The 25,575-nt window shown below is 69.2% G+C and carries 21 protein-coding genes and 1 pseudogene; 12 read left to right on the plus strand and 10 right to left on the minus strand.

Annotated elements, in window-relative coordinates; all coding sequences use genetic code 11:
- Positions 1-287, plus strand: a 287-nt coding sequence (locus tag A5700_RS01645) for an NUDIX domain-containing protein (protein WP_197504135.1), incomplete at its 5' end; no start/stop codon positions are given.
- A 73-nt stretch (positions 288-360) separates the two neighbouring features.
- Here the strand turns inward: A5700_RS01645 and A5700_RS01650 are convergent.
- From A5700_RS01650 to rfbD, 3 genes are read right to left on the minus strand one after another with little or no spacing between them, the layout of a single operon-like run.
- Complete coding sequence (locus tag A5700_RS01650) at positions 361-1,431, minus strand: sugar phosphate nucleotidyltransferase (RefSeq protein ID WP_068072778.1); 1,071 nt, start codon at positions 1,429-1,431, stop codon at positions 361-363.
- A gap of 8 nt (positions 1,432-1,439) precedes the next feature.
- A complete protein-coding gene (locus A5700_RS01655; RefSeq protein WP_068072776.1) occupies positions 1,440-2,336 on the minus strand; it encodes a glycosyltransferase family 2 protein in 897 nt (298 codons plus the stop codon).
- Complete coding sequence (gene rfbD, locus A5700_RS01660) at positions 2,329-3,234, minus strand: dTDP-4-dehydrorhamnose reductase (RefSeq protein WP_068072773.1); 906 nt, start codon at positions 3,232-3,234, stop codon at positions 2,329-2,331. Before rfbD ends, A5700_RS01655 begins: the two co-directional genes overlap by 8 nt.
- 97 nt (positions 3,235-3,331) lie before the next feature.
- Here rfbD and A5700_RS01665 point away from each other — a divergent pair, with 97 nt between their 5' ends.
- Together A5700_RS01665 and A5700_RS01670 are read left to right on the plus strand one after the other, a co-directional pair.
- Positions 3,332-4,810 (plus strand): LCP family protein, encoded by a 1,479-nt coding sequence (locus tag A5700_RS01665; RefSeq protein ID WP_068072770.1) that lies wholly within the window; start codon positions 3,332-3,334, stop codon positions 4,808-4,810.
- On the plus strand, positions 4,798-5,523 hold the full coding sequence (locus A5700_RS01670; protein ID WP_197502901.1) for a TIGR03089 family protein: 726 nt from the start codon (positions 4,798-4,800) through the stop codon (positions 5,521-5,523). Before A5700_RS01665 ends, A5700_RS01670 begins: the two co-directional genes overlap by 13 nt.
- Here the strand turns inward: A5700_RS01670 and A5700_RS01675 are convergent.
- On the minus strand, positions 5,507-6,148 hold the full coding sequence (locus A5700_RS01675) for a hypothetical protein (protein WP_068072767.1): 642 nt from the start codon (positions 6,146-6,148) through the stop codon (positions 5,507-5,509). The genes A5700_RS01670 and A5700_RS01675 overlap by 17 nt on opposite strands.
- 161 nt (positions 6,149-6,309) lie before the next feature.
- Between A5700_RS01675 and A5700_RS01680 the strand changes: the two genes are divergently transcribed.
- Both A5700_RS01680 and ctpC read left to right on the plus strand, forming a co-directional pair.
- Positions 6,310-6,591 carry a DUF1490 family protein gene (locus tag A5700_RS01680; RefSeq protein WP_068072765.1) on the plus strand — a complete coding sequence of 94 codons (282 nt, stop codon included), beginning with the start codon at positions 6,310-6,312 and terminating at the stop codon, positions 6,589-6,591.
- A 10-nt stretch (positions 6,592-6,601) separates the two neighbouring features.
- Positions 6,602-8,788, plus strand: coding sequence for a manganese-exporting P-type ATPase CtpC (gene ctpC / locus A5700_RS01685; protein ID WP_068072759.1), 2,187 nt, complete (start codon positions 6,602-6,604; stop codon positions 8,786-8,788).
- Positions 8,789-8,816: 28 nt separating this feature from the next.
- On the opposite strand, the gene A5700_RS01690 is transcribed toward ctpC, so the two are convergent.
- Positions 8,817-9,191 carry a DoxX family protein gene (locus A5700_RS01690; RefSeq protein ID WP_068072755.1) on the minus strand — a complete coding sequence of 125 codons (375 nt, stop codon included), beginning with the start codon at positions 9,189-9,191 and terminating at the stop codon, positions 8,817-8,819.
- A gap of 82 nt (positions 9,192-9,273) precedes the next feature.
- Here A5700_RS01690 and A5700_RS01695 point away from each other — a divergent pair, with 82 nt between their 5' ends.
- Both A5700_RS01695 and A5700_RS01700 read left to right on the plus strand, forming a co-directional pair.
- Entirely contained in the window at positions 9,274-9,732 is a 459-nt protein-coding gene (locus A5700_RS01695) for a MarR family winged helix-turn-helix transcriptional regulator (RefSeq protein ID WP_068072752.1), read from the plus strand.
- Between the two features lie 127 nt (positions 9,733-9,859).
- Positions 9,860-10,330, plus strand: coding sequence for a nuclear transport factor 2 family protein (locus A5700_RS01700; RefSeq protein ID WP_068072749.1), 471 nt, complete (start codon positions 9,860-9,862; stop codon positions 10,328-10,330).
- A gap of 152 nt (positions 10,331-10,482) precedes the next feature.
- Here the strand turns inward: A5700_RS01700 and A5700_RS01705 are convergent, their stop codons facing one another.
- Positions 10,483-10,917, minus strand: coding sequence for a YbaB/EbfC family nucleoid-associated protein (locus A5700_RS01705; protein ID WP_082960613.1), 435 nt, complete (start codon positions 10,915-10,917; stop codon positions 10,483-10,485).
- The gene (locus A5700_RS01710; protein WP_068072747.1) at positions 10,914-11,231 is read right to left on the minus strand and encodes a hypothetical protein; all 318 of its coding nucleotides are present in this window, start codon (positions 11,229-11,231) and stop codon (positions 10,914-10,916) included. Before A5700_RS01710 ends, A5700_RS01705 begins: the two co-directional genes overlap by 4 nt.
- Positions 11,232-11,387: 156 nt before the next feature.
- Between A5700_RS01710 and eccA the strand changes: the two genes are divergently transcribed.
- Together eccA and A5700_RS01720 are read left to right on the plus strand one after the other, a co-directional pair.
- Entirely contained in the window at positions 11,388-13,199 is a 1,812-nt protein-coding gene (gene eccA / locus A5700_RS01715) for a type VII secretion AAA-ATPase EccA (protein WP_068072743.1), read from the plus strand.
- Between the two features lie 42 nt (positions 13,200-13,241).
- A pseudogene (locus A5700_RS01720) lies at positions 13,242-14,225 on the plus strand (AAA family ATPase); the annotation flags it as partial.
- A 32-nt stretch (positions 14,226-14,257) separates the two neighbouring features.
- On the opposite strand, the gene A5700_RS01725 reads toward A5700_RS01720, so the two are convergent.
- Positions 14,258-15,055 carry a DUF5336 domain-containing protein gene (locus A5700_RS01725; protein WP_068072740.1) on the minus strand — a complete coding sequence of 266 codons (798 nt, stop codon included), beginning with the start codon at positions 15,053-15,055 and terminating at the stop codon, positions 14,258-14,260.
- Between the two features lie 48 nt (positions 15,056-15,103).
- Entirely contained in the window at positions 15,104-16,801 is a 1,698-nt protein-coding gene (gene eccE / locus A5700_RS01730; RefSeq protein ID WP_082960611.1) for a type VII secretion protein EccE, read from the minus strand.
- Between the two features lie 114 nt (positions 16,802-16,915).
- Here eccE and eccB point away from each other — a divergent pair, with 114 nt between their 5' ends.
- A complete protein-coding gene (gene eccB / locus A5700_RS01735) occupies positions 16,916-18,415 on the plus strand; it encodes a type VII secretion protein EccB (RefSeq protein ID WP_068072737.1) in 1,500 nt (499 codons plus the stop codon).
- A 105-nt stretch (positions 18,416-18,520) separates the two neighbouring features.
- On the opposite strand, the gene eccD (A5700_RS01740) is transcribed toward eccB, so the two are convergent.
- Positions 18,521-20,017, minus strand: coding sequence for a type VII secretion integral membrane protein EccD (eccD, locus tag A5700_RS01740; protein WP_068072735.1), 1,497 nt, complete (start codon positions 20,015-20,017; stop codon positions 18,521-18,523).
- 86 nt (positions 20,018-20,103) lie between these two features.
- On the opposite strand from eccD (A5700_RS01740), the gene eccCa reads away from it, so the two are divergent.
- Together eccCa and eccD (A5700_RS01750) are read left to right on the plus strand one after the other, a co-directional pair.
- Positions 20,104-24,132, plus strand: a complete 4,029-nt coding sequence (eccCa, locus tag A5700_RS01745) for a type VII secretion protein EccCa (RefSeq protein ID WP_068072733.1) — start codon at positions 20,104-20,106, stop codon at positions 24,130-24,132.
- Positions 24,129-25,547 (plus strand): type VII secretion integral membrane protein EccD, encoded by a 1,419-nt coding sequence (eccD, locus tag A5700_RS01750; protein ID WP_156671027.1) that lies wholly within the window; start codon positions 24,129-24,131, stop codon positions 25,545-25,547. Before eccCa ends, eccD (A5700_RS01750) begins: the two co-directional genes overlap by 4 nt.
- Positions 25,548-25,575: the final 28 nt, after the last annotated feature.

Genomic DNA, 25,575 nt, shown 5'->3' on the forward strand with positions numbered 1-25,575 from the left:
ACGCCGACATCGCGGCCGCCGCGCTGCGCGAAGCCACCGAGGAGTCCGGCGTCGACGGGCTGCTGCTGGCGCCCGGGCTGGCGGCCGTGCACGTGCACCCGGTCACCTGCTCGCTGGGCAAGCCGACGCGGCACCTGGACCTGCAATTCGTCGCGCACGCCCCGGCCGGGGCGCGGATCGCGATCAGCGACGAGTCCGACGACCTGCGGTGGTGGCCCGCCGACGAGCTGCCGCCCGGCTCCGACGACGCCCTGAGATATTTGGTGGGCCGGGCCTGCCGAGCGTGAAACTGGCTTCACGTTCGGCGCCGAACGTGAAGCTAACCGCACGCTCGGCCCGCAGGGGCGACAACGAAACGAACTACACGTCGGACGAGTAGCGGATGCCGCCGTCGGGAATCGCCACGCCGGGCCACACCCGGGCGCCGCGCAGCAGCTCGCAGCGCGCGCCGATGTCGGCGCCGTCGCCGATCACGCCGTCGCGGATGAGCGCCCGCGGGCCGATCCGCACGCCGAAGCCGATGATCGAGCGTTCGATCACGCTGCCCGCTTCGACCTTCACGCCGTCGAAGATCACCGCGCCGTCCAGCCGCACGCCGGGCCCGATCTCGGCGCCGCGGCCCACGACGGTGCCACCGACCAGCACCGCGCCGGGCGACACCGCGGCGCCGTCGTGCACCCACTGTTCGCCGCGGTGGCCCCGCAGGGCCGGTGACGGGGCGATCCCGCGCACCAGGTCCGCCGACCCGCGCACGAAGTCCTCCGGCGTCCCCATGTCGCGCCAGTAGGTGGCGTCGACGTAACCGCACACCTTCACGCCGGCGTCGGCGAGCAAGTTGGGGAACACCTCGCGCTCGACGGAGACCTCGCGGCCCGTCGGGATCCGTTCGATGATGTCGCGGCCGAAGATATAGGTGCCGGCGTTGATCTGGTCGGTCGGCGGATCTTGCGTCTTCTCCACGAAGGCGGTGACGCGGCCGTCGTCGTCGGTCGTCACGCAGCCGAACGCGCGGGGATCGCCGACCCGGACCAGGTGCAGGGTGACGTCGGAGCGCTGCTCGGTGTGGAATTCCAGCATCTGGCGCAGGTCCGCGCCGGAGAGCACGTCGCCGTTGAACACCATCGCGGTGTCGTGGCGCAGGTGGCCGGCCACGTTGGCGATGCCGCCGCCGGTGCCCAGCGGCCGTTCCTCGGTGACGTAGTCGATCTGCAGGCCCAGCTTGGAGCCGTCGCCGAACTCGGCCTCGAACACCGCGGCCTGATACGACGTGCTGAGGATGACGTGCTCGATGCCGGCCGCGGCGATCCGCGACAGCAGGTGGTTGAGGAACGGCAGCCCGGCGGTGGGCAGCATCGGCTTGGGCGCCGAGAGGGTCAGCGGCCGCAACCGGGTGCCCTTGCCACCGACCAGCACCACCGCGTCGACCGTCAACGGGTTCGTCAACTCAGCGTCGCCTTTCCGCGTCGGGAGGTGCGCAGCGCGCTGCGCACCATCAGCCGGGAGCGCGCCGCCAAGGAGGCCCGCAGCGTCCAGCGCAGCGGGGCGCGCCACCAACCGGAATGCCGGTCGGCGAGAAACATATACGTGCTCCGGTGGTGGGCCGCGAGGTGGCTGGCCGGGTCGTCGCCGGTGGAGTGGCCCTTGTGGTGCAGCACCTCGGACGACGGCACGTAGACGCTCAGCCAGCCGGCCTGCCCCAGGCGGTCACCGAGATCGACGTCCTCCATGTACATGAAGTAGCGCTCGTCGAAGCCGCCCACCTGCACGAACGCGGCCCAACGCACCAGCAGGCAGGACCCGGACAGCCAGCCGACGACCCGCTCGCTGGGCTCCAGCCGCTCCTGGCGGTAGGCCGCCGACCACGGGTTGCGCTTCCAGAACGGCCCGACGACCGCGTGCATGCCGCCGCGGACCAGGCTGGGCAGGTGGCGGGCCGACGGGTAGACCGATCCGTCGGGGTCCCGGATCAGCGGGCCCAGCGCGCCGGCCCGCGGCCAGCGGCCGGCCGCGTCCAGCAGCGCGTCGATGCTGCCCGGGCCCCACTGCACGTCCGGGTTGGCGATGATGACCCAGTCCTGGCCCGCGCCCTCGCTCTCCGACAGCTCGGCGACCGCGCGGTTGACCGCGGTGCCGTAACCGAGGTTGGCGCCGGTGTGGAACAGCCGGACGTTGGGGTAGCGCTCGACGGCGGCCTCGGGCGTTCCGTCGGTGGAGCCGTTGTCGGCGAGCAGCACGCACACCTGACGCTCGGTCGCCAGCGACAGCGAGGCCAGGAAACGTTCGAGGTGCGGGCCCGGCGAATAGGTCACGGTCACGACCGGCAGGACGTCAGTCACGCGTCGAGGGTAACGGTCGATCCGCGGCGACGGCGCCGTCCAGGGCGGCGTTCAGGGCCGCGGCCAGCGCGGGCCGCCAGGGCCTGAGCGGGCGCAGTCCCGCCGCCGCGGACTCGCGGCCGGACAGCGCGGAGTAGGTCGGGCGGGGAGCCGGGCGCAGGAACTCGGCGGTGCTCACCGGATGCACCCGGGACGGGTCGGCGCCGCACTCCTCGAAGATGGCGCGGGTCTGCTCGTAGCGCGACACCGCGCCCTCGTTGGCGGCGTGCAGGACCGGTCCGGGCACCCCGTCGTCGGCGATCTGCAGCACCGCGTCGGCCAGGTCGGCGACGTAGGTCGGCGACCCGGTCTGGTCGTCGACCACGTTCACCGGGCCGTCACCGGCGGCCAGCCGGCGCATGACCGCGACGAAGTCCTTGCCGGTGCCGCCGGTGTAGACCCAGGCGGTGCGGACGACGACCGCGTCCGGCAGCGCCGCCAGCACGGCCCGCTCCCCCGCCAGCTTGGTCACCGCGTAGACGCCCTGCGGTGCGGTCGGGTCGCTGGGCTCGTACGGGCGCGGCTCGGCCGGCGCGTTGCCACCGAACACGTAGTCGGTGGAGACGTGGAGCAGCCGGGCGCCGGCACGCGCACAGGCGCGGGCGATGTGTTCGGGGCCGGTGGCGTTGACCGCGTGCGCCCGCGCCTGGTCACTTTCGGCGCCGTCGACGTTGGTGTAGGCCGCGCAGTTGATCACCACGTCGCCGCGCTGCACGATGCGCTCGGCGGCGCCGGGGTCGGTGATGTCCCATTGCGACGAGGTGAAGGCGACCGCGTCGCGGCCCTGACGCGCCGTCAGCGACGCCAGAAAACCGCCCAACTGGCCGCCGGCACCCGTGATCACGATCCTGCCCGACATGGTTTTCAGTCTGGCATGCCCCGAAAAGTTGGGGCGATCCCTGGGCACGCGGGGCTCGTTACCCGTGAAGCGCGTGTGTCGCAAGTAGCCTAATGGGATGCCTGTGCATCGTGTGATTCGTGTGATTGCCACCGCGCTGACGCTGCTGGTCGTCGTCGGCACCGGGATCGCATGGACCAATGTCCGCTCCTTCGAGAACGGCATCTTCCACATGTCGGCGCCCTCGCTGGGCAAGGGCGGCGACGACGGCGCCATCGACATCCTGCTGGTGGGCCTCGACAGCCGCACCGACGCGCACGGCAACCCGCTGTCCCAGGAGGAACTGGACACCCTCAAAGCCGGCGACGAGGAAGCCACCAACACCGACACGATCATCCTGATCCGCATCCCGAACAACGGAAAGTCGGCGACGGCCATCTCGATCCCGCGCGACTCCTACGTCGCGGCGCCCGGCCTGGGCAAGACCAAGATCAACGGCGTCTACGGCCAGACCCGCGAGTCCAAGCGCGCCAGCCTGGTGCGCGCCGGCGACTCCGCCGCCGACGCCGCCGCGCAGGGCACCGAGGCCGGCCGCGACGCGCTGATCAAGACCGTCGCCGACCTGACCGGCGTCACCGTCGACCACTACGCCGAGATCGGCCTGCTGGGCTTCTCGCTGATCACCGACGCGCTGGGCGGCGTCGACGTGTGCCTCAAAGAGCCGGTGTTCGAACCGCTTTCGGGCGCGGACTTCCCGGCGGGCCCGCAGCGACTCAGCGGCCCGGAGGCGTTGAGCTTCGTGCGCCAACGCCACGAGCTGCCCCGCGGCGACCTCGACCGGGTGGTGCGCCAGCAGGTGGTGATGGCGTCGCTGGCCCACCGCGTCATCTCCGGCCAGACGCTGTCCAGCCCCGCCACCGTCAAGCGGCTCGAGGCGGCCGTGCAGCGCTCGGTGGTCATCTCCGCCGGCTGGGACGTCATGGATTTCGTGCAGCAGATGCAGAAGCTGGCCGGCGGCAACGTCGCGTTCGCCACCATCCCGGTGCTCGACGGCGCCGGCTGGAGCGACGACGGCATGCAGAGCGTGGTGCGGGTCGACCCGCATCAGGTCGCCGACTGGGTCGGCAGCCTGCTGCACAACCAGGAGCAGGGCAAGACCGAGGAGATCGCCTACACCCCGGCGAAGACCACCGCCAGCGTCGTCAACGACACCGACATCAACGGCCTGGCGGCCGCGGTGTCGGATGTGTTGAGCGCCAAGGGTTTTGGCGCGGGCACGGTGGGCAACAGCGACGGCACACACGTCAAGACCAGCCAGGTGCGCGCCGCCAAGAGTGACGATCTGGGCGCCCAGCAGGTGTCCAAGGAGCTGGGCGGGTTACCCGTCGTCCCGGACACGTCGCTGGCGCCCGGGTCGGTGCGGGTGGTCTTGGCCAACGACTACAGCGGCCCCGGCTCGGGGCTCTCCGGCGGCTCGTCGGGCGGGCCGGTGCTGGCCGCCAAGGCGTCGAACACCGGCCCGGCCGCCGACCCGAACGTGCCGGCGCCGTCGCCGATCCTGACCGCTGGTTCCGACAAGCCGGAGTGCATCAACTGAGCGCGCCGGCGACGCTGTCCGGGGCGATCCTCGATCCGCTGCTGCGGGCCGACCCGGTCGGACCGCGCATCACCTACTACGACGACGCCACGGGTGAGCGCATCGAACTGTCGGCGGTGACCCTGGCCAACTGGGCCGCCAAGACGGGCAATTTGCTGCGCGACGAGCTGGGCGCCGGCCCGGCCAGCCGGGTCGCCATCCTGCTGCCGGCGCACTGGCAGACGGCCGCGGTGCTGTTCGGCGTGTGGTGGATCGGCGCGGAGGCGGTGCTCGACGGCCCGGCCGACCTGGCGCTGTGCACCGCTGAGCGGCTCGACGAGGCTGACGCGGCGGCACCCGGTGGCGAGGTGGCGGTGCTGTCGCTGGACCCGTTCGGCCGCCCCGCCGACGGCCTGCCGATCGGGGTGACGGACTACGCCACCGCGGTGCGGGTGCACGGCGACCAGATCGTTCCGGAGGCCCGGCCCGGCCCGGCGCTGGCCGGCCGCACTGTCGAGCAGGTCCGGGCGGAGTGCGAAAGAGCCGTTGCGACAAGGGCTTTGACGTCGCGGGATCGGGTGTTGTCCACCGCGTCGTGGCCGGGACCGGCCGAGCTGGTCGACGGGCTGCTGGCGATCCTGTCGGTCGGCGGCTCGCTGGTGCAGGTGGCCAATCCCGACCCGGCCGCGCTGCCGCGCCGCATCGAGACGGAGAAGGTCACCCGGGTGTTGTGAAGCCGGGGTACCACGGCGTCGTCGCGCGGCGGTGCCGCAGCACCGCGGTGACGACGAGGGTGACGATGCCCGCCACCGCGATCCCCACTCCCGCCAGCCCGCCGAGGATCGTGGCGACGAACGCGGCGGTGCTGGGCTTGTCCCCCACGCCGAAGGTGTCCGCGGGCGCTCCCGTGCACGCGATCGTGTAGTCACCCGAGTCGACGGCGTCGATCGTGAAGAACGCGTCCCAGTGATTGAGCGTCATGTTGCCGTCGTAGCGCTGCAGGCGGGGACGCTGGGTCGAACCGCCGTCGACGTCGCAGTGCACGCGGTGCCGCCCGGACCCCTCGTCGTTGTCGACGTAGATGACCTTCGTCGCGCCGGCGTCGATGTGCACGGTCGTCGACCCGCCGCTGCCGAAGGTGTGCTCGGCCGCGGGTCGCTTGCTCAAGATGGTGACCAGCCCCACCCCGAACACCGTGGCGCCGAGGATGATCCCGACCGCGAGGAGCCCGGCACCCACCGCGTACCAGTGCTTTCGGGGCGCCGGTTTGGGCGGGACGGCGGGCGGGCCCGGACTCCAGCCGTAGTGCGGCCCGTAGCCCGGCGGCTGGCCGGGAAAGGGGGGCGGATCGATCGACATGACGGGCTCCCTCCGACCCCCCGACCGTAATCGCCAGCCCGCCCCGCGCAAGCCATCGCCCACCCCCGGCGGGCAATCCATATTGATATCGCTATATCTCAATGTTAACGTCGGTTCAGCGCTGGTTGACGCTCCGACGAACAAAGAGAAAGGTTTCTTCCATGGCGGTGTACGGGCTCTTGGCGAAGGCGGCGGGAACGGTTGTCACCGGGTTGGTCGGCGTGACGGCCTACGAGGTAGTGCGCAAGGCGATTGACAAGGCCCCGCTGCACCAAACGGCCGTCAAGGGCGCCGAGCTCGGCCTGCGGGGCACCCGCAAGGCCGAGGAAGCCGCGGAGTCGGCCCGGCTCAAGCTCGCCGACGTCATGGCCGAGGCCCGCGAACGGATTGGCGAGGAAGCCCCGACCCCGGCCGTCACCGACGTGCACGACCACGAGCACTGACCGCCCGCGCATGACGCTGGCCCTGGTCCCCGAGGTGGACTCGTCGAATAACGCTGCGCTGCGGGTGCTTTCCGATGCCGCGGGGCGGATGCGGGTGGCGGTGCCGTGGCTGCGCGGCGACTCGCGGCGCGCCGTGGCCGTCGAGGAGGCCGTGGCCGCCTGCCAGGGGGTGCGCGCCGTGCACGCCTACCCGCGCACCGGCTCGGTCGTCGTCTGGTATTCGCCGCGACGCGCCCAGCCCCCGAAGCTGCTGGACGCCATCGGGTCCGCCGCGCACGTCGCGGCCGAGCTGATCCCGGCGCGGGCGCCGCATTCGGCGGAGATTCGGAACGCCGACGTGCTGCGCATGGTCATCGGTGGCGCGGCGCTGGCCCTGCTGGGCGTGCGCCGTTACGTGTTCGCCCGGCCACCGCTGCTCGGGCCCAGCGGCCGCGCGGTCGCCACGGGCGTCACCATCTTCACCGGCTACCCGTTCCTGCGCGGCGCCCTGCGCTCGCTGCGATCCGGGCGGGCGGGAACCGACGCGCTGGTGTCGGCCGCCACCGTGGCCAGCCTGATTCTGCGCGAGAACGTCGTCGCGCTCACCGTGCTGTGGCTGCTTAACATCGGCGAGTACCTTCAGGACCTCACGCTGCGCCGCACCCGGCGCGCCATCTCCGAGCTCCTGCGCGGCAGCCAGGACACGGCGTGGATCCGGTTGCGGGAGGGCCCGCAGGCCGGCACCGAGGTCCAGGTGCCGATCGACACCGTGGAGATCGGTGACGAGGTGGTGGTGCACGACCACGTCGCCATCCCGGTCGACGGCGAGGTGGTCGACGGGGAAGCCGTGGTCAACCAGTCCGCGATCACCGGCGAGAACCTGCCGGTGAGTGTCGTGTCCGGCGCGCACGTGCATGCCGGGTCGGTGGTGGTGCGCGGGCGCCTGGTGGTGCGTGCGCAGGCCGTCGGCAACCAGACCACCATCGGTCGGATCATCTCCCGGGTCGAGGAAGCCCAGCACGACCGGGCGCCGATTCAGACCGTCGGCGAAAACTTCTCCCGCCGTTTCGTTCCCACGTCGTTCATCGTCTCCGCGATCACCCTGGCGGTCACCGGCGACGTCCGGCGCGCGATGACCATGCTGCTGATCGCCTGCCCGTGCGCGGTGGGGCTCTCGACCCCCACCGCGATCAGCGCCGCGATCGGTAACGGCGCCCGGCGCGGCATCCTGATCAAGGGTGGCTCGCACCTCGAGCAGGCGGGCCGGGTGGACGCGATCGTGTTCGACAAGACCGGGACGCTGACCGTCGGCCGCCCGATCGTCACCAATATCGTTGCCATGCACAAGGATTGGGAACCGGAGCAGGTGCTGGCCTACGCCGCCAGCTCCGAGATCCACTCCCGCCACCCGTTGGCCGAGGCGGTCATCCGCTCCACCGAGGAACGCCACATCACCATCCCCCCACACGAGGAGTGCGAGGTACTGGTGGGCCTGGGCATGCGCACCTGGGCCGACGGGCGGACCCTACTCCTGGGCAGCCCCGGGCTGCTGCGGGCCGAGAAGGTCAAGGTGTCCAAGAAGGCCGCGGAATGGGTGGACAAGCTGCGCCGCCAGGCCGAGACGCCTTTGTTGCTGGCGGTCGACGGCACGCTGGTGGGGTTGATCAGCCTTCGTGACGAGGTGCGGCCCGAAGCCGCCGATGTGCTCGAGCGGTTGCGTGCCAACGGAATTCGCCGGATCGTGATGCTCACCGGCGACCACCCGGACATCGCCGAGGTGGTGGCCGACGAGCTGGGGATCGACGAGTGGCGCGCGGAGGTGATGCCCGAGGACAAGCTCGCGGTGGTGCGTGAGCTGCAGGACGCCGGGTACGTGGTGGGCATGGTCGGCGATGGCATCAACGACGCCCCCGCGCTGGCGGCCGCCGACATCGGCATCGCGATGGGCCTGGCCGGCACGGACGTCGCCGTCGAGACCGCCGACGTGGCGCTGGCCAACGACGACCTGCACCGCCTGCTCGACGTGCGCGACCTGGGCGCCCGGGCCGTCGACGTCATCCGGGAGAACTACGGTATGTCCATCGCCGTGAACGCCGCAGGGCTGATCATCGGCGCGGGTGGCGCCCTGTCCCCCGTTCTCGCCGCGATCCTGCACAACGCGTCCTCGGTCGCGGTGGTGGCCAACAGTTCCCGGCTGATCCGGTATCGGCTGGACTGACCCTCGGGCGGGCCGGCGCCGCGGCGTTTCAGAAAGCGTAGGGCCCGAACCGGCCCCACGCCACGGCGACCGCGACCACCAGCAGCACCGCCGCAGGGAGCACGGCGGGCCCCTCGTGGCGGCGGACGTGCAGGATGACGGCCCCGACCATGACCGCGGCCAGGCACGCCGCCGCGACGGGCACCAGCACGGGTGCGATCTTGACGAGGCCGGGCAACACCACCCCGATGGCGCCCAAGACCTCCGCCAGGCCCAGCGCCCGGACGGCACCCATCGGCACGCGCTCCGCGAAGTCCATGCCCCGGCTCACCAAGGCCTGTTGGCTCGCAAACAGTTTCATCGAGCCCGCGCCCAGAAACGCGACGGCAAGCACTCCCTGTAGGACCCACAGCGCAATGTTCATCGCCCGCCTTTCCATTGACTTGAAATTTCAAGTCATAGCTTGACCGATATCGGTTGAAGCGTCAAGTCGCTATCGTGGACGTGTGAGTAAGCGAGTGCGGTGGCTCAACGCACGCGAGCGCCGGGCATGGTTGGAACTGGTGCGGATCATGACCCTGCTTCCCACGACGCTCGACGCGCAGTTGCGCCGCGACTCCGACCTCAATCAATACGAGTACATCGTGATGGGTCGACTCGCGGAGCGCACCGACCGGACCATGGGCATGAAGGCGCTGGCCGTCGTCACCAACGGGTCGCTGTCGCGGTTGTCCCACGTGGTCAAACGCCTGGAGGCCGACGGATACGCGTACCGCGAGAGTCACCCGAGCGACGGCAGGCTGACGCGGGTTGTTTTGACGGACAAGGGATTTCAGAAGGTGACCGAGGCTGCGCCGGGACATGTGTGCGAGGTGCGCCGACACGTGTTCGACCACCTCACCGCCGAGGACGTCGTCCAGCTGGGTGAGCTGCTCTCCCGTATCGCCCCGGATGCCAGTTGGTGACGCCGCCGGCACCCGCCGACGTCACGGCATAGGATGGGGGCGTTCGACTGCGCCGCGTAGCGCGGTGCCTCGCCCTGTCGACGACACGTCACAACGATGATCCGCCGCAGCCCTCGAGGAGTGCACCATGGCCGACAGACCGCCCCTCCCCCCATTCACCGCAGACAGCGCCGTGGAGAAGGTTCGGCTGGCCGAAAACAGTTGGAACACCAGGGATCCCGAGAAAGTTGCCCAGGGTTACACCGAGGACAGTTGGTGGCGCAACCGGTCGCAGTTTATCCAGGGCCGCCCGGCGATCGTCGAGTTTCTGCGCGGGAAATGGCAACGCGAACTCGAATACCGGTTGATCAAGGAGCTGTGGGCCTTCGAAGGCAACCGGATCGCGGTACGGTTTTGCTACGAGTACCACAACGTCGATCAGCAATGGTTCCGCGCCTACGGCAACGAGAACTGGCACTTCACCGAGGCGGGTCTCATGCGGTGGCGCCACGCGAGCATCAACGACGTCGCGATCGCCGAGAGCGAGCGCAAATTCCACTGGGATCAGGCGGGTCCCCGGCCCACCGAGCACCCGGGCCTGAGCGATCTGGGGTTGTAAGGCGCACACCGACACCCGGCCGAGCGCGGTGGCGATCGAGGTCCTCCGCACGCCCATGGCGGCCCGCACCGGTGGCGACCTGAAGCCGCGCGAGCGGCGCCGGTCGGCCACAGAATTCCGACCGCGCGGTCACTGGCTCGCCGCGGGCCCGCTCAACCCCCGGGCACCGCGCCCGGGGGCTTCCCCCTAGTGGGCCGTGTCGTCGCCTCCTTCGCGTCGATGCGGGAGCGCCGTGGACCGGGCTGGAACGCGCTGCCGTCGTGGTGAACGAGCGGCGCCTGCTCCAACGCCGTCATTCGTAGACCGAATTCCCCGAGCAGATATCGCTGGCGTTCAGCCGCTTTCGCCGCCGCGGCGTGGGCCGTGTCAACGATCAGCTGGGCGAGGGTGTCGGCTCCCACGCGGTAGGCAAAGTCACTCAGCCATAGGCCCGTCATCGCCCCGAGCCCGTCCACTTCGACGCTCACCGCCTTATCGCGGCTCGTGGCACGCACGGTGATCGAGCGGCAGTGTTCATCGAGCGCGTCGATCAAATCCCGCTGCTTGGCGATGCGTGCCAGTAGCGAATCCGCAAGGCCGCCGGTCATATCGGTCTCATCCAGCTGTCGGGGAGATCGTCGGGGCTGTCGCTCGACTCCGCCTCGGCCCGGGCCAACTCTTCGGGTGAACTGAGATTCAGACCGCGCACGATGCCGGGGCTGACGCCGGCGGCGAGCAACGCGCGTCGGCGTTCGACCTGCATGCGCTTGGCCGAAAGCTGGCAGAGCGTCAGAATCTCCTGTGCCAATTGCGTTGGGGACTTCGATAACTCGCGCTTATCGAGCTTGAGGGCGATTGGCAACCCGCGTTCGGTCGTCCGAACCTGAATCCCTCCACTGCGGGAGCCCAGCGATCCGACCATTATGGCTGTCCTCACTCGAACGCTCGAAAGGCTATGGCCCGCAGCTTAGTACAATCGCAGGCGGGCAGTCGCGGCTTGCCGGCCGGCAAATGCGGGCGCTGCCGCGTCGGCCGGCGCACCGACCCGGTCCGATCGAAGAGAGCTGAGGGGCCTTCGATGAGTGGTGAGAACAGGAACGCGCAGCGTGTGTTCGACGCGGGCATACTCTCACTCGGTATTCCGATCGACGGGATGGAGGTCGAGCGCGACCTGCAGTACGCCGCCAAGGCGTTTGCCCGGGCAACCCAATACGACCCGGACATGTGTGACGCCTGGCTCGGCCGGGCGGCCGCGGGCGAAAGCACTCCCGAGGTGATCCACCACCTGAACCGCACCAGCAAGCTGTTGGGCCGTGAACAGCGCAGGTTGGGTTTGGGGCCGCGAACGCTGTGCGGGCGCTTCGAGACCGGCCTGTACGTGGACTACACGCTGAGTTCGCTGACCGAGATCAAACTCGCCTACATCGCGAGCCTGATCCAGGGCAAGGATTACGACGAAGCCGAATACACCCTCGACGAACTCGCCGCGGCCCGCGCCGCCCACCCGGACCCGGCCAGTGACGGCATCTGCGCCTACATGCGGGGCATCCTGCACTTCACCACGCAACGCTGGCCGGATGTGCTGACCGCGCTTGCTGATTCAGCATCGTTCACCGACGAGTACCTCGCGGCGGGCGCGCACCTCATGGTGGGGTCGGCCTGCGCCCAGATGGGCCTGTTCGGTGAAGGCCTGCGTCGGCTCGACGAAGCACTGGAAGGCCCCATCCCGGCCGCTCGCCGGGCCGCCGAGTTCTGCAAGGGCCTCACGTTGCGGGAGATGGGCAACGAGCCGGACGCCCGGAAGATTTTCGAGCGCATCTACAGCGAGGAACCGGGATTTGAGGCCAATTACGCGGCCCTGAAGGATCCCAAGTTCCGGCTCGTCGTCACCACCCGGGAGGCCATCGAAGCCCGCACCGACCGGTGGGACCCCGCCAGCTCACCGACGTCGGCCGATCTGGATGCGGAAAGTATGACCGAGCGCGGCAACGAGCACCTGCGGGCGGCCCAACAGGAACTCGACCGGCAGGTGGGCTTGGCCGATGTCAAGCTTCAAGTCGCTAAACTCCGGTCCGCGGCGCGTCTGGCGAAGCTGCGCGAGGACAAGGGGCTTAACACCGCATCCCGGAGCCTGCATCTGGCGTTCACCGGCCCGCCCGGCACCGGCAAGACCACGATCGCGCGGGTGGTAGCCAAAACCTACTGTGGGCTTGGGCTTTTGGAGTCGCTTTCCGTCGTCGAGGCCAAGCGCCAGGACTTCGTCGGGCAGCACCTGGGCAGCACCGCGATCAAGACCAGCGCCCTGATCGACACCGCCATGGGTGGCGTGCTGTTCATCGACGAGGCATACACGCTCATCCAGACCGGCCTCTCCGGTGGAGACGCGTTCGGGCGCGAGGCGGTCGATACGCTGCTGGCCCGCATGGAAAATGACCGGGACCGCCTGGTCGTCATCATCGCCGGATACGACACCGAGATCGATCGCTTCCTGTCCTCGAACGAGGGGCTCTCGTCACGGTTCACCAAACGAATCCGGTTTCCGTCCTACACGCCCTACGAGCTGGGGGATATCGGCCGCCTGGTGGCGAAGTCGCGGGACTCCGAGCTGTCACCGAGCGCCTACGACGAGTTGGTGAGTGTGTGCACGCGGCTGTGCGCCGAGGAGTCCACCGATCACGACGGGAACGTCCGAAAGAACATCGATTTGGCCGGCAACGGGCGCTTCGTGCGTAACGTGATCGAGGCGGCCGAGGAGGAACGCGCCTACCGCCTCACCGAGGGTCAGGACGCCGCGTTTCAGAGCATCGACGAGGACGCATTGATGCTCATCGAAGGAAGCGACATGAAAGCGGCGTTGAGCAGCATTCTGCAGACGTTGAACCTGAAATAGCCACCGGGAGGTGCCATGACCGACCGCGACGAAGCACGGCCACCGCTGCGTACACATTTCACGGCCACCCTGCCCGACGACGCGGGATGGCAGCAGGGCGCCAACGCGCCGGCCGCGAACGAACTCGGCCTGATTCGCTTGGCGAAGCGGCCGCCCCGGCACGGCTGGCGAAAGGCGTTGTACCGCCTGAGCGGCGGCAGGCTGAACGTGGGCGAATCCGCGGCGGAAGCAAGGATCCGGACTCTGACCGATCGCGTCAATCAGCCGGTGCGGGGTTCCTACAGCATCGCGGTGTTATCCCTGAAAGGCGGTGTGGGGAAGACGACGACGACCGTCGGCCTGGGGGCAACGTTCGCATCGCTACGGGGTGACCGGGTGATAGCCGTCGACGCCAACCCGGACTTCGGGACGCTGGCCCAGCGTGGCCCGAACGAGACCCGTTCGACTGTCCGCGATCTCCGGACCGACGGGGATCTGCTGCGCTATCCGGACATGCGCCGGCACACCTCGCAAAGTCCCAATCGGCTGGAATTTCTGGCCTCCGAGCGCGATCCCGCGGTGTCCGAGTCTTTTTCGGAAGACGATTACCGTGCGGTGCACAGGGTCCTCGATCGGTTCTACAACATCATCCTCACCGACTGCGGCACCGGCCTGACGCATTCGGCCATGCGGGGCGTTCTGGACACCGCCGACGCCCTGATCGTGGTCGCCGCCCCGGCGATCGACTCTGCGCGCAGCGCCTTGGCGACCCTCGATTGGTTGCAGCATCATGGCTACGCCCATCTGGTGCCCGACGCCACGGTGGTCGTCAGTTCCGCGCGTCCGGGTGCCATGCCGATCGATCTCGATCAACTGACCCAGTATTTCCGTTCGCGCGCGCATTCACTGTTCGTCGTCTCCTACGACGAACATCTCGGCGAGGGTGGTGAGATCTGTTTGGACTTGCTGAAAAGCAGGACACGCTTGGAGTTCATGGAGCTCGCCGCGTCGATGGCCGACGGGTTTGCCGGCAAGGGCAGTGCGTGACGGGCCGCGTTGGCTGAGGTGGCCGGCCGCAGCTAGGGACCGGTGGGCTCGATAGCGCTTTGGTCGACGGCTTGGCGCCGCGCGTGGTACGACCCGGACTCCGAGGCAACGTGATTCGCCCCGGGCACTCCCGGGGCGGCCGCGGGCGCTACCGACTGCACGCCGCTCGAACCCCGGGCAGGTTGCTCGGTGGCGCCCACACCGTGCCGGGCGTACCTGGCTTGCAGGTCCGCGAACGACTCCTGCGCCGCATCGGCGCCGCGGGCGGCCGCTTCGGCCTGGGCGGCCGCCGTGGCGTACGCAGCGGCCTGGGATTCCGGCCGCGGCTGCTGGTAGTGCGCCGCATAAGCCTGATACAGCTGGGTCAGCTGCGCGTAGGCGGAATAGTCGCCTGTCGCGACATCTTTGGTGTGCGTGGCCCGGCCTTCGTGGAGCAACGCACCGGCCGCGGCGAGCGACTGCAGCGCGGTCAGCACCATGACGACCGTCACCGCCCAGTTGGGGATGCCGCCTACGACCCAGCTGCAGGTCGCATCGCCGAAGCCGGTGGCAGCGAGCGCCACGACGATCCAGCCGCGGTCCCCCTGACCCGGCAGCAGCCCTACGGCAGCCACCACCGCCGCGAACACGCTGAGCCGCATCGGGTACCCCGAAGCCACCGGCGCGGCAACGCTCACCCCGAAGGTCGCGGCGCCCAGCACCGCGACGGCGGCCCACAGCGCTCTGCTTCGTTGGTCCGGGCGCTGCGATTTCGCGCCGGGCGGCGCGGGATACCAACCGTAGGCGGTGGTGTAAGGCTGGCGCGCCGACGGGCCCGGTGTGTTGGTCATGGTCGCTCCCCTGATCGATCGATCGCCAGCACCGTCCACACGAGTCTGTCACGCATCCAATGACGACTTGAGGTACCGCATTTCGTCGTCGGTAGCCACCATCGTGACCACCGCCGATTCCGTCCGGGTAGCCACCCGGACGAGGTCGTGATCGTGATCGAGCAGCTGCAGGGTCACATCTGCTCGTCGGGACGGCTCGGCGTGCACCGGTCGGACCACCATCGTCGTCACCCCGTCCGGAACGGTCCGTTCGGAAGGGCCGTCGAACATCTCGACGGCGAAGGGGCGCGACGGGTCGGCCGGCGCCGCCACCGCTCCGTTGCCGTTGTCGTTGACGCGCAGCAGATGACGGTCGCCGACCTGATCCGCCATCACCTGCCACGCGGCCGGCCGGCTGGTCCGGACCCGCACGCCCGCGCCCAAGGCCAACGATCGCAACACCACCTGCTGCGCCAGGTGCAGCGTGCCGCACATCTCCACCCGCTGAACTCGCGGCCCGAACAATGGCAACGCCACCGCGCGACCATGTTCGTCGGCGCCCACCAGCTGGCCGCAACCGGACGTGGGCAACGTCAGGCCGTGCAACGCAGTGGCCCCGCGGCCCACCACCCACCGCTGGACCGACCGGCGCGGCGGGGGCACTGGCAGGCTGCACAGCAGCGCGGCGTACTGCCTACCGGGTAGCTGCTCCAGGCCGGGCAGGTGCACCCGAACCCGTCCCTGCACACCGAACCGCACCAGCCCGCGAAGCTGCAGGACGTCGTCGCGTTCATTGCGGCGCAGCGTGACACACAGGGTCGTCGAATGACTCGGGACGGTCCACAACGACTCGAGCCCCCCCGTGGTGAACAACGCCGGCGTGATGGAGAAGCTGCGCAGCTCGAAGCGGCCCGCGTGGCAGGCTAGCCAGCTCTCACCGATGTCGGTGACGTCCAACCCGTCGGACAACTCGGTTACCGCCCTGGTCATTTCGGCGTCGGTCATGATGTGGGCCCGCACCCCCGCATCCGAAAGGCGATTGGCCACCCGCCGGGTCGCGGTAGCCGCGGTCCGCATGATCGCGTCCCGCCCGCTACCTCGGGGGCGCACCGCGTCGGGGCAGCCCGTCGGGTTCATCCGGACCACCACCCACGCCGCACGTTCGGCGACCGCGGGTAGCGGGCCCAGCACAGCGTCGTAGACCGCACCCACGTGGCCGTTGCCGTGTGAACGGACACCGCGGCAGATCACATCGATGGAATCCAGGCGGATGTCGAACTGGCGAAGACATTCCGCCAAGACCTCCATGGCGACCGATTCGCCCGCTACCGTCAACGCGGGCTCCATCACGGTGATCGCTTGAGGATTCTGATCGATGCGCAGCAGCGACAGCAAAGTCTTGCCGTCCCAGTGAAATCCGATCTGTGTACCGTCGGACGCCTTCGCGTCGAACGGTTCCGATGGGCCGCGCCGGCGCTTGCGGCGCCACCGATCGAAAACGAAGCCCAGCCGCTCAGCCGCCCAGCGCGGCATCGACCGTCCACGGATCGGCACCACGCACAGCAGCGCGACGACGAAGCCCGCGGCGACCGCGCGCCAGCCGGGTCGGTCCATCAGCAACCCGCCGCCGATCCCCGCCACCACAACGGCCTGCACGGTCAGCACATCGGTCAGCGGCAGGACGCGTTGCGGCAAGATCGCCCGCGTGGCGACGAGTCCCGGCGACGCCCTTCGTCGCCCCAGCCGCCGTCGCGTCGCGCCGGTCATCAGCGGCCCCCTGGGCTGCGCCGCAACAGGTTTGGCGTCTCGGCGAGGCTCGCACGGGCCCGGGTAAGCTGAACGCGTCGTTGAACATTCCCTCGAACGCCGAGAGGGGCCGCCATGCCGGCGCAGGTGACCACACGCGCGCAGGTCAATGGGTATCGACTTCTGGTCCGCCGCTTGGAGCACGCGCTCATCCGCGCCGATTCCCGAATGATCCACGACCCGATGCGGGGGCAGATGCGGGCGCTGCTGGTCGGGGTGGTCGTCGCCGTGCTCATCTGCGGAGGCGCGGGCGTCCTCGCGTTCTTCAGGCCGACGCCAAATTTCGGCGACGCGACGATCATGCTCAGCAAGTCTAATGGCACCATGTTCGTGCGGATCGGTGACCGCCTGCATCCCGTGCTGAACCTGGCGTCGGCCCGTTTGATCGTCGGAAAGAGCGACGCACCAAAGCAAGTGGACGACAACTTCCTCAACTCTGTCCCGCTGGGACCGGTGGTCGGCGTCGTCGGTGGACCCAGCAGCATCCACGGCCCCGACGACTCGTCGACCTCGTCGTGGGCGGTGTGTGATTCGATGCAACCGCCCGCCGTCACCGAGCCGGCCCGCATCTCGCCGGTGGAGACGACCGTCCTGGGCAACAACCCTGTCCTGGGCGACGGTGTGCGCGTCGCCTCCCCCGACCAGATGATGCTGACCAAGTCCGGTGACACCACCTATCTTTTGTACAACGGAGTGCGTGCGGCGATCGATCCCGCAGATTCCGCCCTGCGCAACGCCCTTCATCTGGGGGACGGCGAGATCCGCGAGGTCTCACCGGGGCTGTTGAACGCGTTCCCACTGGTCGACCCGATCCTGCCGATCGACATTCAGGACACCGGGGCGCCCACCGGATACCTACCGGATTTCTACCGGGTGGGTTCGATACTGCGGGCCGTGGACTCTCGCGGCGAACAGCTGTACGTGGCGCTGCCGGAGGGGCTGCAGCCCATCACCGCGGCCACCGCCGACATCATCCGCTACAGCAAGCCCACGGCGACCGAGCCCATCGGCATCTCCCCGGCGCTGGTCAGCGCGTCACCGATCGTGCACAGTCTGCGCGTGGACCGCTATCCCGCGACTCCCCCGCAGTTCATCCACGCCGACCCGGATCGAGTGGCGTGTATGTCCTGGCAGCGCAACGACTCCGCGGCCGCGCCCAGCACCCGCCTGTTGATCGGAAACCGCCTCCCACTACCGGAGAACGCGCAGCCCGTGCGCCTGGCCACCGCCGACGGCGGCGGGCCCGGCCTGGACGGCGTGTACCTCTCGCCCGGCACCGGCCAATACGTGCGGGCCGCCACCGACGAGTCCGGCAGCCGAGCGTTGGGACAGCTGTTCTACGTCAACGATGTCGGCGTGCGCTTCCACGTCGCCGACGCGGCCGCAGCTTCGGCGCTGGGGCTCGTCGGAGCGAAGGCTCCCGGCAGCACCGACGAGACGCCCCGCACTGCGCCGTGGCCGGTGCTGAAGCTACTTCCGCCCGGGCCCGAATTGTCCCAGCAGGCCGCGTTGATCGTCCACGACGGGATAGCGGCAGACCCGGCGGGACAGCAGATCAGCCCGCCCAAACCGTGAGACACCTGCGCCCAAGACGCTGGAGCGCGAACGCGAGCCGGCGACAACCGAATTCGACTCGGTGCGACCCATAACCAATCTCGTGAGAGCTTACGGCTCGCACGGTCACACCCGGAGTTCGCGAAAAATGCCGTACAGGCGGGTGATCGAGCAAGCCAAGGGAAGGACCGTCGCGATCGCCGCGTACTCGAGGATTTCCACCCGGCGCCGCATCACCGGTGAGAACTCGAGCCGCGGCGCGACCAAGCCGCACAGCACCAACAGCACCGTCAGGGCGACGAGCGCAACGGCGGCATTCACCTGCCAGCCCGGGACCCGGGTCGCCGTCTTCACGATGACCATCAGCACGATCACCAGGCCACCACCGATCAATACGGCGGACTGGACCAGGTCGTGATGACTGCGACCCCGCAAACACAACACCGTCGCTACGGCGAAGCCGAACGCCGTTCCCTGCCAGAAGAATCCATTGCCGACATCGAGCGCCTGATAACAGCCGACCGCGGCTAGGGTCGCGGCCGCCGCGACAAGGCCGGTCAGGTGATCGCGGGCCCGCCGCACCTGGTCGGCCATGCCTTCCTCCGTCGGGATGACCTGCTTACCCACGGCGTTCACGCCCTCGACCGCGGTGCCGCCCTGCGTTTCGATGTCGTCCAGCGGCTCACCGGCGGTGGGTACCCGCGGCACCGGCAACCTGGCCACCATGATCGCGATCCGGGGTGCCAAGTACACGACGACGACGGCGGCGGACGCCGAAACCGCGCCCAGGGCCCGCGGATTGGGGTGCGCCAGTGCGCACGCGAGGGCGACGGGCACCCCGAGCACGGCAACCGCAATCACGGTGGCGTAGATCGCGCGGCCGTGCTGGGAGTGCACGAGTTGCGCGACGGCGACCACAGCCGTCAGCGCCAACGCGATGGCCAGGGCCGAAACGCCGCGGGCGTCCGGCACCACCTGCAGCGACCCCCCGAAGACCAGCAACAGCGACATACCCGCCAACCAGGTGGCCGTCGGCGAATCGCCGGAACGCATCCGCAGCACGAACGCGCCGAGCGCGGCACCGATGCCGGCGACGAGCACCCCCAGCGCCGGCAACGGCACCCCCGCGACGCATCCAGCGGCGGAACCACTGCCCACGAGCATGGCCACCGTCCCCGCCGACAGGGCGACGCTCATCCCGAAAAACCCTGCTGTCCAACGTTGCTCAGCAAACCAACTGCGGCGCGGTCCGTCGGTCGCGCTCGCCCCGGTCAGGTCGTCGACCAGAGACGACGACGCGGGTGCCCGGGCCTCGCGCACCACCAGGATCTCACCGTCGTGGACATCGGCTTCGGCGAGTGAACGGTGGGGATCGATCGCGTCACCCGTGAGGCGCGCGAGCGTCCACTTCCCTTCGGGATTATCGAATTCGATCTTTGAACCGTGCAGGGGTATTCGCTCGTTGATCAGTTCGATGACGTCGTTGACGATTGCCGAGACGCCGGCCCGGTCGGGCACTCCGACGTCGATTAGCAGCTCGCCGACCAGAACTGTGATCCGGCTCAGCTCTTGCCCTTCGGACGCTTCGGCCTCGAGGTCTATCAACGAAGGTGCTTCCGTCATCGCGCGCAACCCGGGTCTCGACGCATACTGTTTACGCTACGTGGACAGGCTCGTTTTGCCGAGCGGCCAGAGGCACAGGAGTTAGGTTGGGCAGGCAAGGTTTCGTCCGTCGCCTCCGTGTCGCGCCGCCGCGCATGCCCGGCGGAGAGGTCGTCCTTCAATCCCCTCCGGACGTGCCGCGCCTCATTCCGGGCAGCCTGCTGAGCAAGCTGATGCCGTTGATGATGGTCGTTGCGAGCGTCGGCATGATCGCGTTGATGATCACGGTCGGCGGACGCGACGTCAGCCGGAATCCGACGTTCCTGATCTTTCCGATGATGATGGTGATGTCGGTGGCCGGCATGTTCATGAGCGGCAGCGGCCGAGTGGGCAAGGCCGCGGCCGAACTCGACGAAGAACGCAAGGACTTCTTCAGTTACCTGGCCGGCCTGCGCGACGACGCGAACGCCACCGGAGAAGCACAGCGCGCCGCGCTGGAGTGGAGTCATCCGGACCCGCGGACCCTCATCGATGTGGCCGGTACGCGGCGCATGTGGGAGCGCCGCCCCACCGACCACGACTTCTGCCACGTGCGTGTCGGGGTGGGTACCCACCGGCTGGCGACCCGGCTGATGGCACCCGAAACCGGGCCGCCCGAAGACCTGGAGCCGGTCTCGACCAATGCCTTGCGGCGCTTCGTCATCACGCATTCGGTGGTGCATGCCCTGCCAACGGCGGTGTCGCTGCGGGCCTTTCCGGTGGTGACGTTCGAGGGCGATCGCGAACTCGGTCGGCAGTTGGTGCGCTCGATGCTCCTGGAATTGTGCGCCTTTCACGGCCCGGATCATCTGCACGTCGCGCTGGTGACCGCCAACCCGGACCACGACAGCTGGAGCTGGGTCAAATGGCTGCCGCAGGCGCAGCACCCCTCGGCACGAGACGGGTGCGGGAGCATGCGGATGTTGTTCCCCTCGCTCGAACTGCTGGAGAGCTCGCTGGCGAACGACCTCGCGGACCGCGGCCGGTTCACCCGGAACGCCCAGCCCAAACAGGGCTTGCCACAACTGGTCGTGATCATCGACGACGGCCAGGTCACCGGCGACGAGCGGTTGGTGGCCGACGCCGGACTCGACAGCGTGACCGTGCTCGACCTCAACGGCCCCCGGCAGGGGCCGGCGTCGCGGCGCGGGCTGCAGTTGGTCGCCGACGGCGACGACATCGGGGCCCGCACCGCGGCGGGCATGGAGCGTTTCGCCACGCCGGACCGCCTGACGCTGGCCGAGGCGGCAGCCACCGCGCGGGCATTCGGGCGGTACCAGTTGGGCGGCGCCGCTCACATCGTCACGTTGGAATCCGACACCCGGGCAACGGATCCGGGGCTGATGGCACTGCTCAAGATCCCCGACGCCGCCGAGATCGTCCCCGAGGACGTGTGGCGACGGCTCACACCCCGCAGCCGCCTGCGGGTCCCGGTGGGGTACACCCCGTCCGGACAACCGCTGGAGCTGGACATCAAGGAGTCCGCCGAGGCCGGCATGGGCCCGCATGGCCTGTGCATCGGCGCGACCGGGTCCGGGAAGTCGGAATTCCTGCGCACCTTGGTTCTGGCGATGATCACATCGCACTCGCCGGAGGTGCTGAACCTGGTCTTGGTGGATTTCAAAGGCGGGGCAACGTTTCTGGGGCTCGACGGTGTGCCCCACATCGCGGCGATCATCACCAATCTCGAGGACGAGCTGACGATGGTCGACCGGATGCGCGACGCCCTGGCCGGCGAGATGAATCGGCGCCAGGAACTGCTGCGCTCGGCCGGCAACTTCCCCAACGTGACCGAGTACGAACGCGCCAGGGCCAACGGCGCCGAGTTGGACCCACTACCGGCATTGTTCATCGTGGTCGACGAGTTCTCCGAACTGCTCTCGCAGAAGCCAGATTTCGCCGAGCTGTTCGTGATGATCGGTAGACTTGGCCGTTCGCTGCACATCCACCTGCTGTTGGCGTCGCAGCGCCTCGAGGAAGGAAAGCTGCGCGGCCTGGACTCGCACCTGTCCTACCGGATCGGCCTGAAGACGTTCTCCGCCGGTGAGTCCCGCAGTGTGCTCGGGGTCCCGGACGCCTACCACTTGCCCAGCGTTCCGGGCTCGGCCTTCCTGAAATGCGATGCCGACGAACCGGTCCGGTTCAACTCGTCGTACGTCTCGGGCGAATACGTGAGTCCCCGGCTCTCGGCGCGCACCGGCAGGACGACGCTGCTCGGTGCGCAGGCGGCCAAGCTCTTCACCGCCACCCCCGTCGATAAAGATCCGGTCCCCACCGTCGCCCCGCTCGACGCGGGCGTCGACGAGCCCGCTGCGGCGGCGTCCGGACCGAGCAAAATCACGCTGCTCGACGTGGTGGTCGACAGGCTGCGCGGCCACGGCCGCCCCGCCCACGAAGTCTGGCTGCCGCCCCTGGAAGCCAGTCCCCCAGTCAACCACCTGTTGCCCAGTCAGACCTGGAACGACCCCAGAAACCTCAATGGGCGCTTGTGGTTACCCATCGGCGTGGTGGACCGCCCCTACGATCAGCGCCGCGATGCGTTGGTGGTCGACCTGTCCGGTGCCCAGGGCAACGTGGCAGTGGTGGGCGGCCCGCAGTCGGGCAAATCGACGGCGATCCGCACGCTCATCATGGCCGCGGCGGCCACGCACACTCCCGAACAGCTGCAGTTCTACTGTCTGGACTTCGGTGGCGGCACCCTGGGCAGCCTGACCGCCCTCCCCCACGTCGGCAGCGTCGCCGGCCGCATGGACGCCGATCGCATCCGCCGCACGGTCGCCGAGGTCAGCGGATTGCTGCGTGAGCGCGAGTTGCGATTCCGCGATCTGGGAATCGAATCGATGCGCGACTTCCGCCAGCGCAAGGCGCAATTGGCGGCCATGCCGCCGGAGGTCGCCGCCCGAGACCCGCTGAGCCACGACCACTTCGGCGACGTCGTGCTCGTGGTTGACGGCTGGGCGACCATCAGAAGCGATTTCGAACTGTTGGAACCGGCGTTGCAGGCCATCGCGATCCAGGGCCTGTCGTACGGCATCCACCTGGCGATCACCGCCAGTCGCTGGATGGAGATCCGCCCGGCCGTCAAGGACATGCTCGGCACCCGCGTGGAGTTGCGGATGGGCGATCCGGTCGACAGCGACGTCGGCCGCAAGTGGGCCGAGCTTGTGCCGGTCGGGCGGCCCGGCCGGGGCATGAGCCCTGAACGCCTACACATCCTCATCGGGTTGCCGCGCCTGGACTCCAGCTCCGACGTCGAGGACCTGCCCTCCGGTGTGGCCGACGCCTGCGCGGCGGTGCGCCAGCTCTACGGTGACCGGGAGGCGCCGCGGGTGCGGATGCTGCCGCACAACGTCGGCCGCGACGCTGTCGTCGAGGCCGCCCGGCGGGCGGGTGCACTGGGCAAGGCCAAGGTTGCGATCGGTCTCAGCGAGTCCGAATTGGCGCCCGTGATACTCGATTTCGACGCCCAGCCACACATGGTGGTCTTCGGTGACGGTGAATGCGGTAAGACCGCGTTATTGCGCAACATCGCCCAGGGGTTGATGGAGAACGCCTCGCCTCAGGAGTGCAAGATCATCCTGGTCGATTTCCGCCGGACCTTGCTTGGCGCCGTCGAGAACGAATACCTCGGCGGATACGCGACCGCCGCGCAGTCCTGCGGAGAGTTGATGACCGCGCTGGGCGCGTCGCTGCAGGACCGGTTGCCGCCCAGTGACATCACCCAGCAGCAGCTCAAGGAGCGGTCGTGGTGGCACGGCCCGGATCTGTACGTGCTGATCGACGACTACGACCTGATTCCGGGTGGCTCTTTGAACCACCCGCTGGCCCCGATCGTCGAATACATGGCCCAGGCACGAGACATCGGCCTGCGGGTCGTCGTCACCCGACGTATCGGCGGAGCGGCGCGGGCCCTGATGGATCCGATCGTCGGGCGGCTCAAGGATTTGTCGTGCCACGGTCTCGTGATGAGCGGCACCAAGGAGGAAGGCGCGCTGTTCGGCTACAAAGCCCAGCTGATGCCGCCGGGGCGCGGCATGCTGATCTCCCGAACGGTCCGCAGCGACGTGGTCCAACTGGCGTGGGCACCGGACCGATGACCGACCCCCGTGGTCGTGGGCACGCCGCGACGATCTCGCCCGTGCCGGAGCGGGTGCGAGTGTCGTTCCTGAGCAGCCGGACTCAGGTCGACGTGTCACTGCCGTTGGACGTGCCGATCGCCGGGTTGACCCCGGAGCTGGTGAAGGTCGCGAGACTGCGCGACGGCGTCAACACCGACTCACTCGACGAGCCCGCGGAGGCCAGACACGACGTCTGGGTGCTGACCCGTCACGGCGGCACGGCGGCGCTGCCGGCGGACCGCACGCTGCGCCAAGCCGGCGTCGCCGAGGGCGATCTGCTGCGGTTGACCGCCGAGCGCGCGTTGTGCGCGCCGACGCTGTACGACGACGTGGTGGATGCCGCAGCGCGCTTGAACAAAACCGGTAGCGCTGCGTGGGATTGGCGAGCGGCCCGCGTGATGACGTTCGCCGGTGTCTACCTCGGCACCGCGGTATGGGTCTACTTCTTGCTCTCCCCCATTTTCGCCCCGCACCGGGCGGTGCTGCTGGGGTTGGCTGTGGTCACGGCGCTGATGCTCGCCGGTACCGCGGCCTTGGCCTATCGCTCACACCACCAGTCCGACGTGGGCGCGGCGTTGGGGTGGGCGACACTGCCCGTCGCGGCGGCAGTCGGCTGGCTGGCGTTGCGCGGGTGGGGTGGTTATGCGTTGGCGAGCGGATGCACAGCGCTTGTTCTCTTGGCCGGCGCCCTGTTTCGCGTCATCGGCACCGGGCACTGGGGCTATCTCAGCGCCGGCGTGATTTCCGGGTTCGCTGCCCTCGCGCTGGCCGCACACACGGCCGGCGCCGGCATCGGCGTGACGGCTAGCTTGCTGGCCGTGTTCACCACGTTGGGCTGCCGCCTGGTGCCGCGCCTGCCGGTGCGCTTCGCCCGTGCCGCTCGGCGCCGACGCGGCACGGAAGGCGACGGGGGCCCGGGCGCGGTCGATGAGCAGGATGTGTGGTCCCGCAGCAGATCGGAAACCTTGACGCGTTCGGCGCTCTATACCGGCCTGGCCGTCACCGCCGCCCTCGGCGTGGCGGTAGTTCTCACCGCTCGCGGCACCCCCGCATGGTCGGATCTCGCGTTCGCGTGGACCTGCGCTGCCGCGCTGGGATGCTACGTTCAACGCCCCGGTACCGCCCTGGAACGCGCCGGGTTGGCCGTTCCCGCGGGTGGCTTGACGGCACTGAGTTGTGTTCTGGCACAAGGCGGTAGCCGATTGCAGGCGCTGGCAGGGTGGGTGATCGTGCTCACGCTGATCGCCGGCCTCTCGGTCCTCGGAATACGCGCTCACCCCGGGTCCCAGCGGCTGAAGACGATGCTGGACTACTCGACTTACCTGCTGACCGCTGCGCTGATACCGCTGGCGTTGTGGGTGATCGGCGCCTACGACCGATTGAGCGGCGCGTGAAGCGGCGGGTGGTGCCCCTTACGGGCGT

Origin of the sequence: Mycobacterium sp. E1214 (assembly GCF_001666755.1) — a bacterium.
GTDB lineage: Bacteria > Actinomycetota > Actinomycetes > Mycobacteriales > Mycobacteriaceae > Mycobacterium.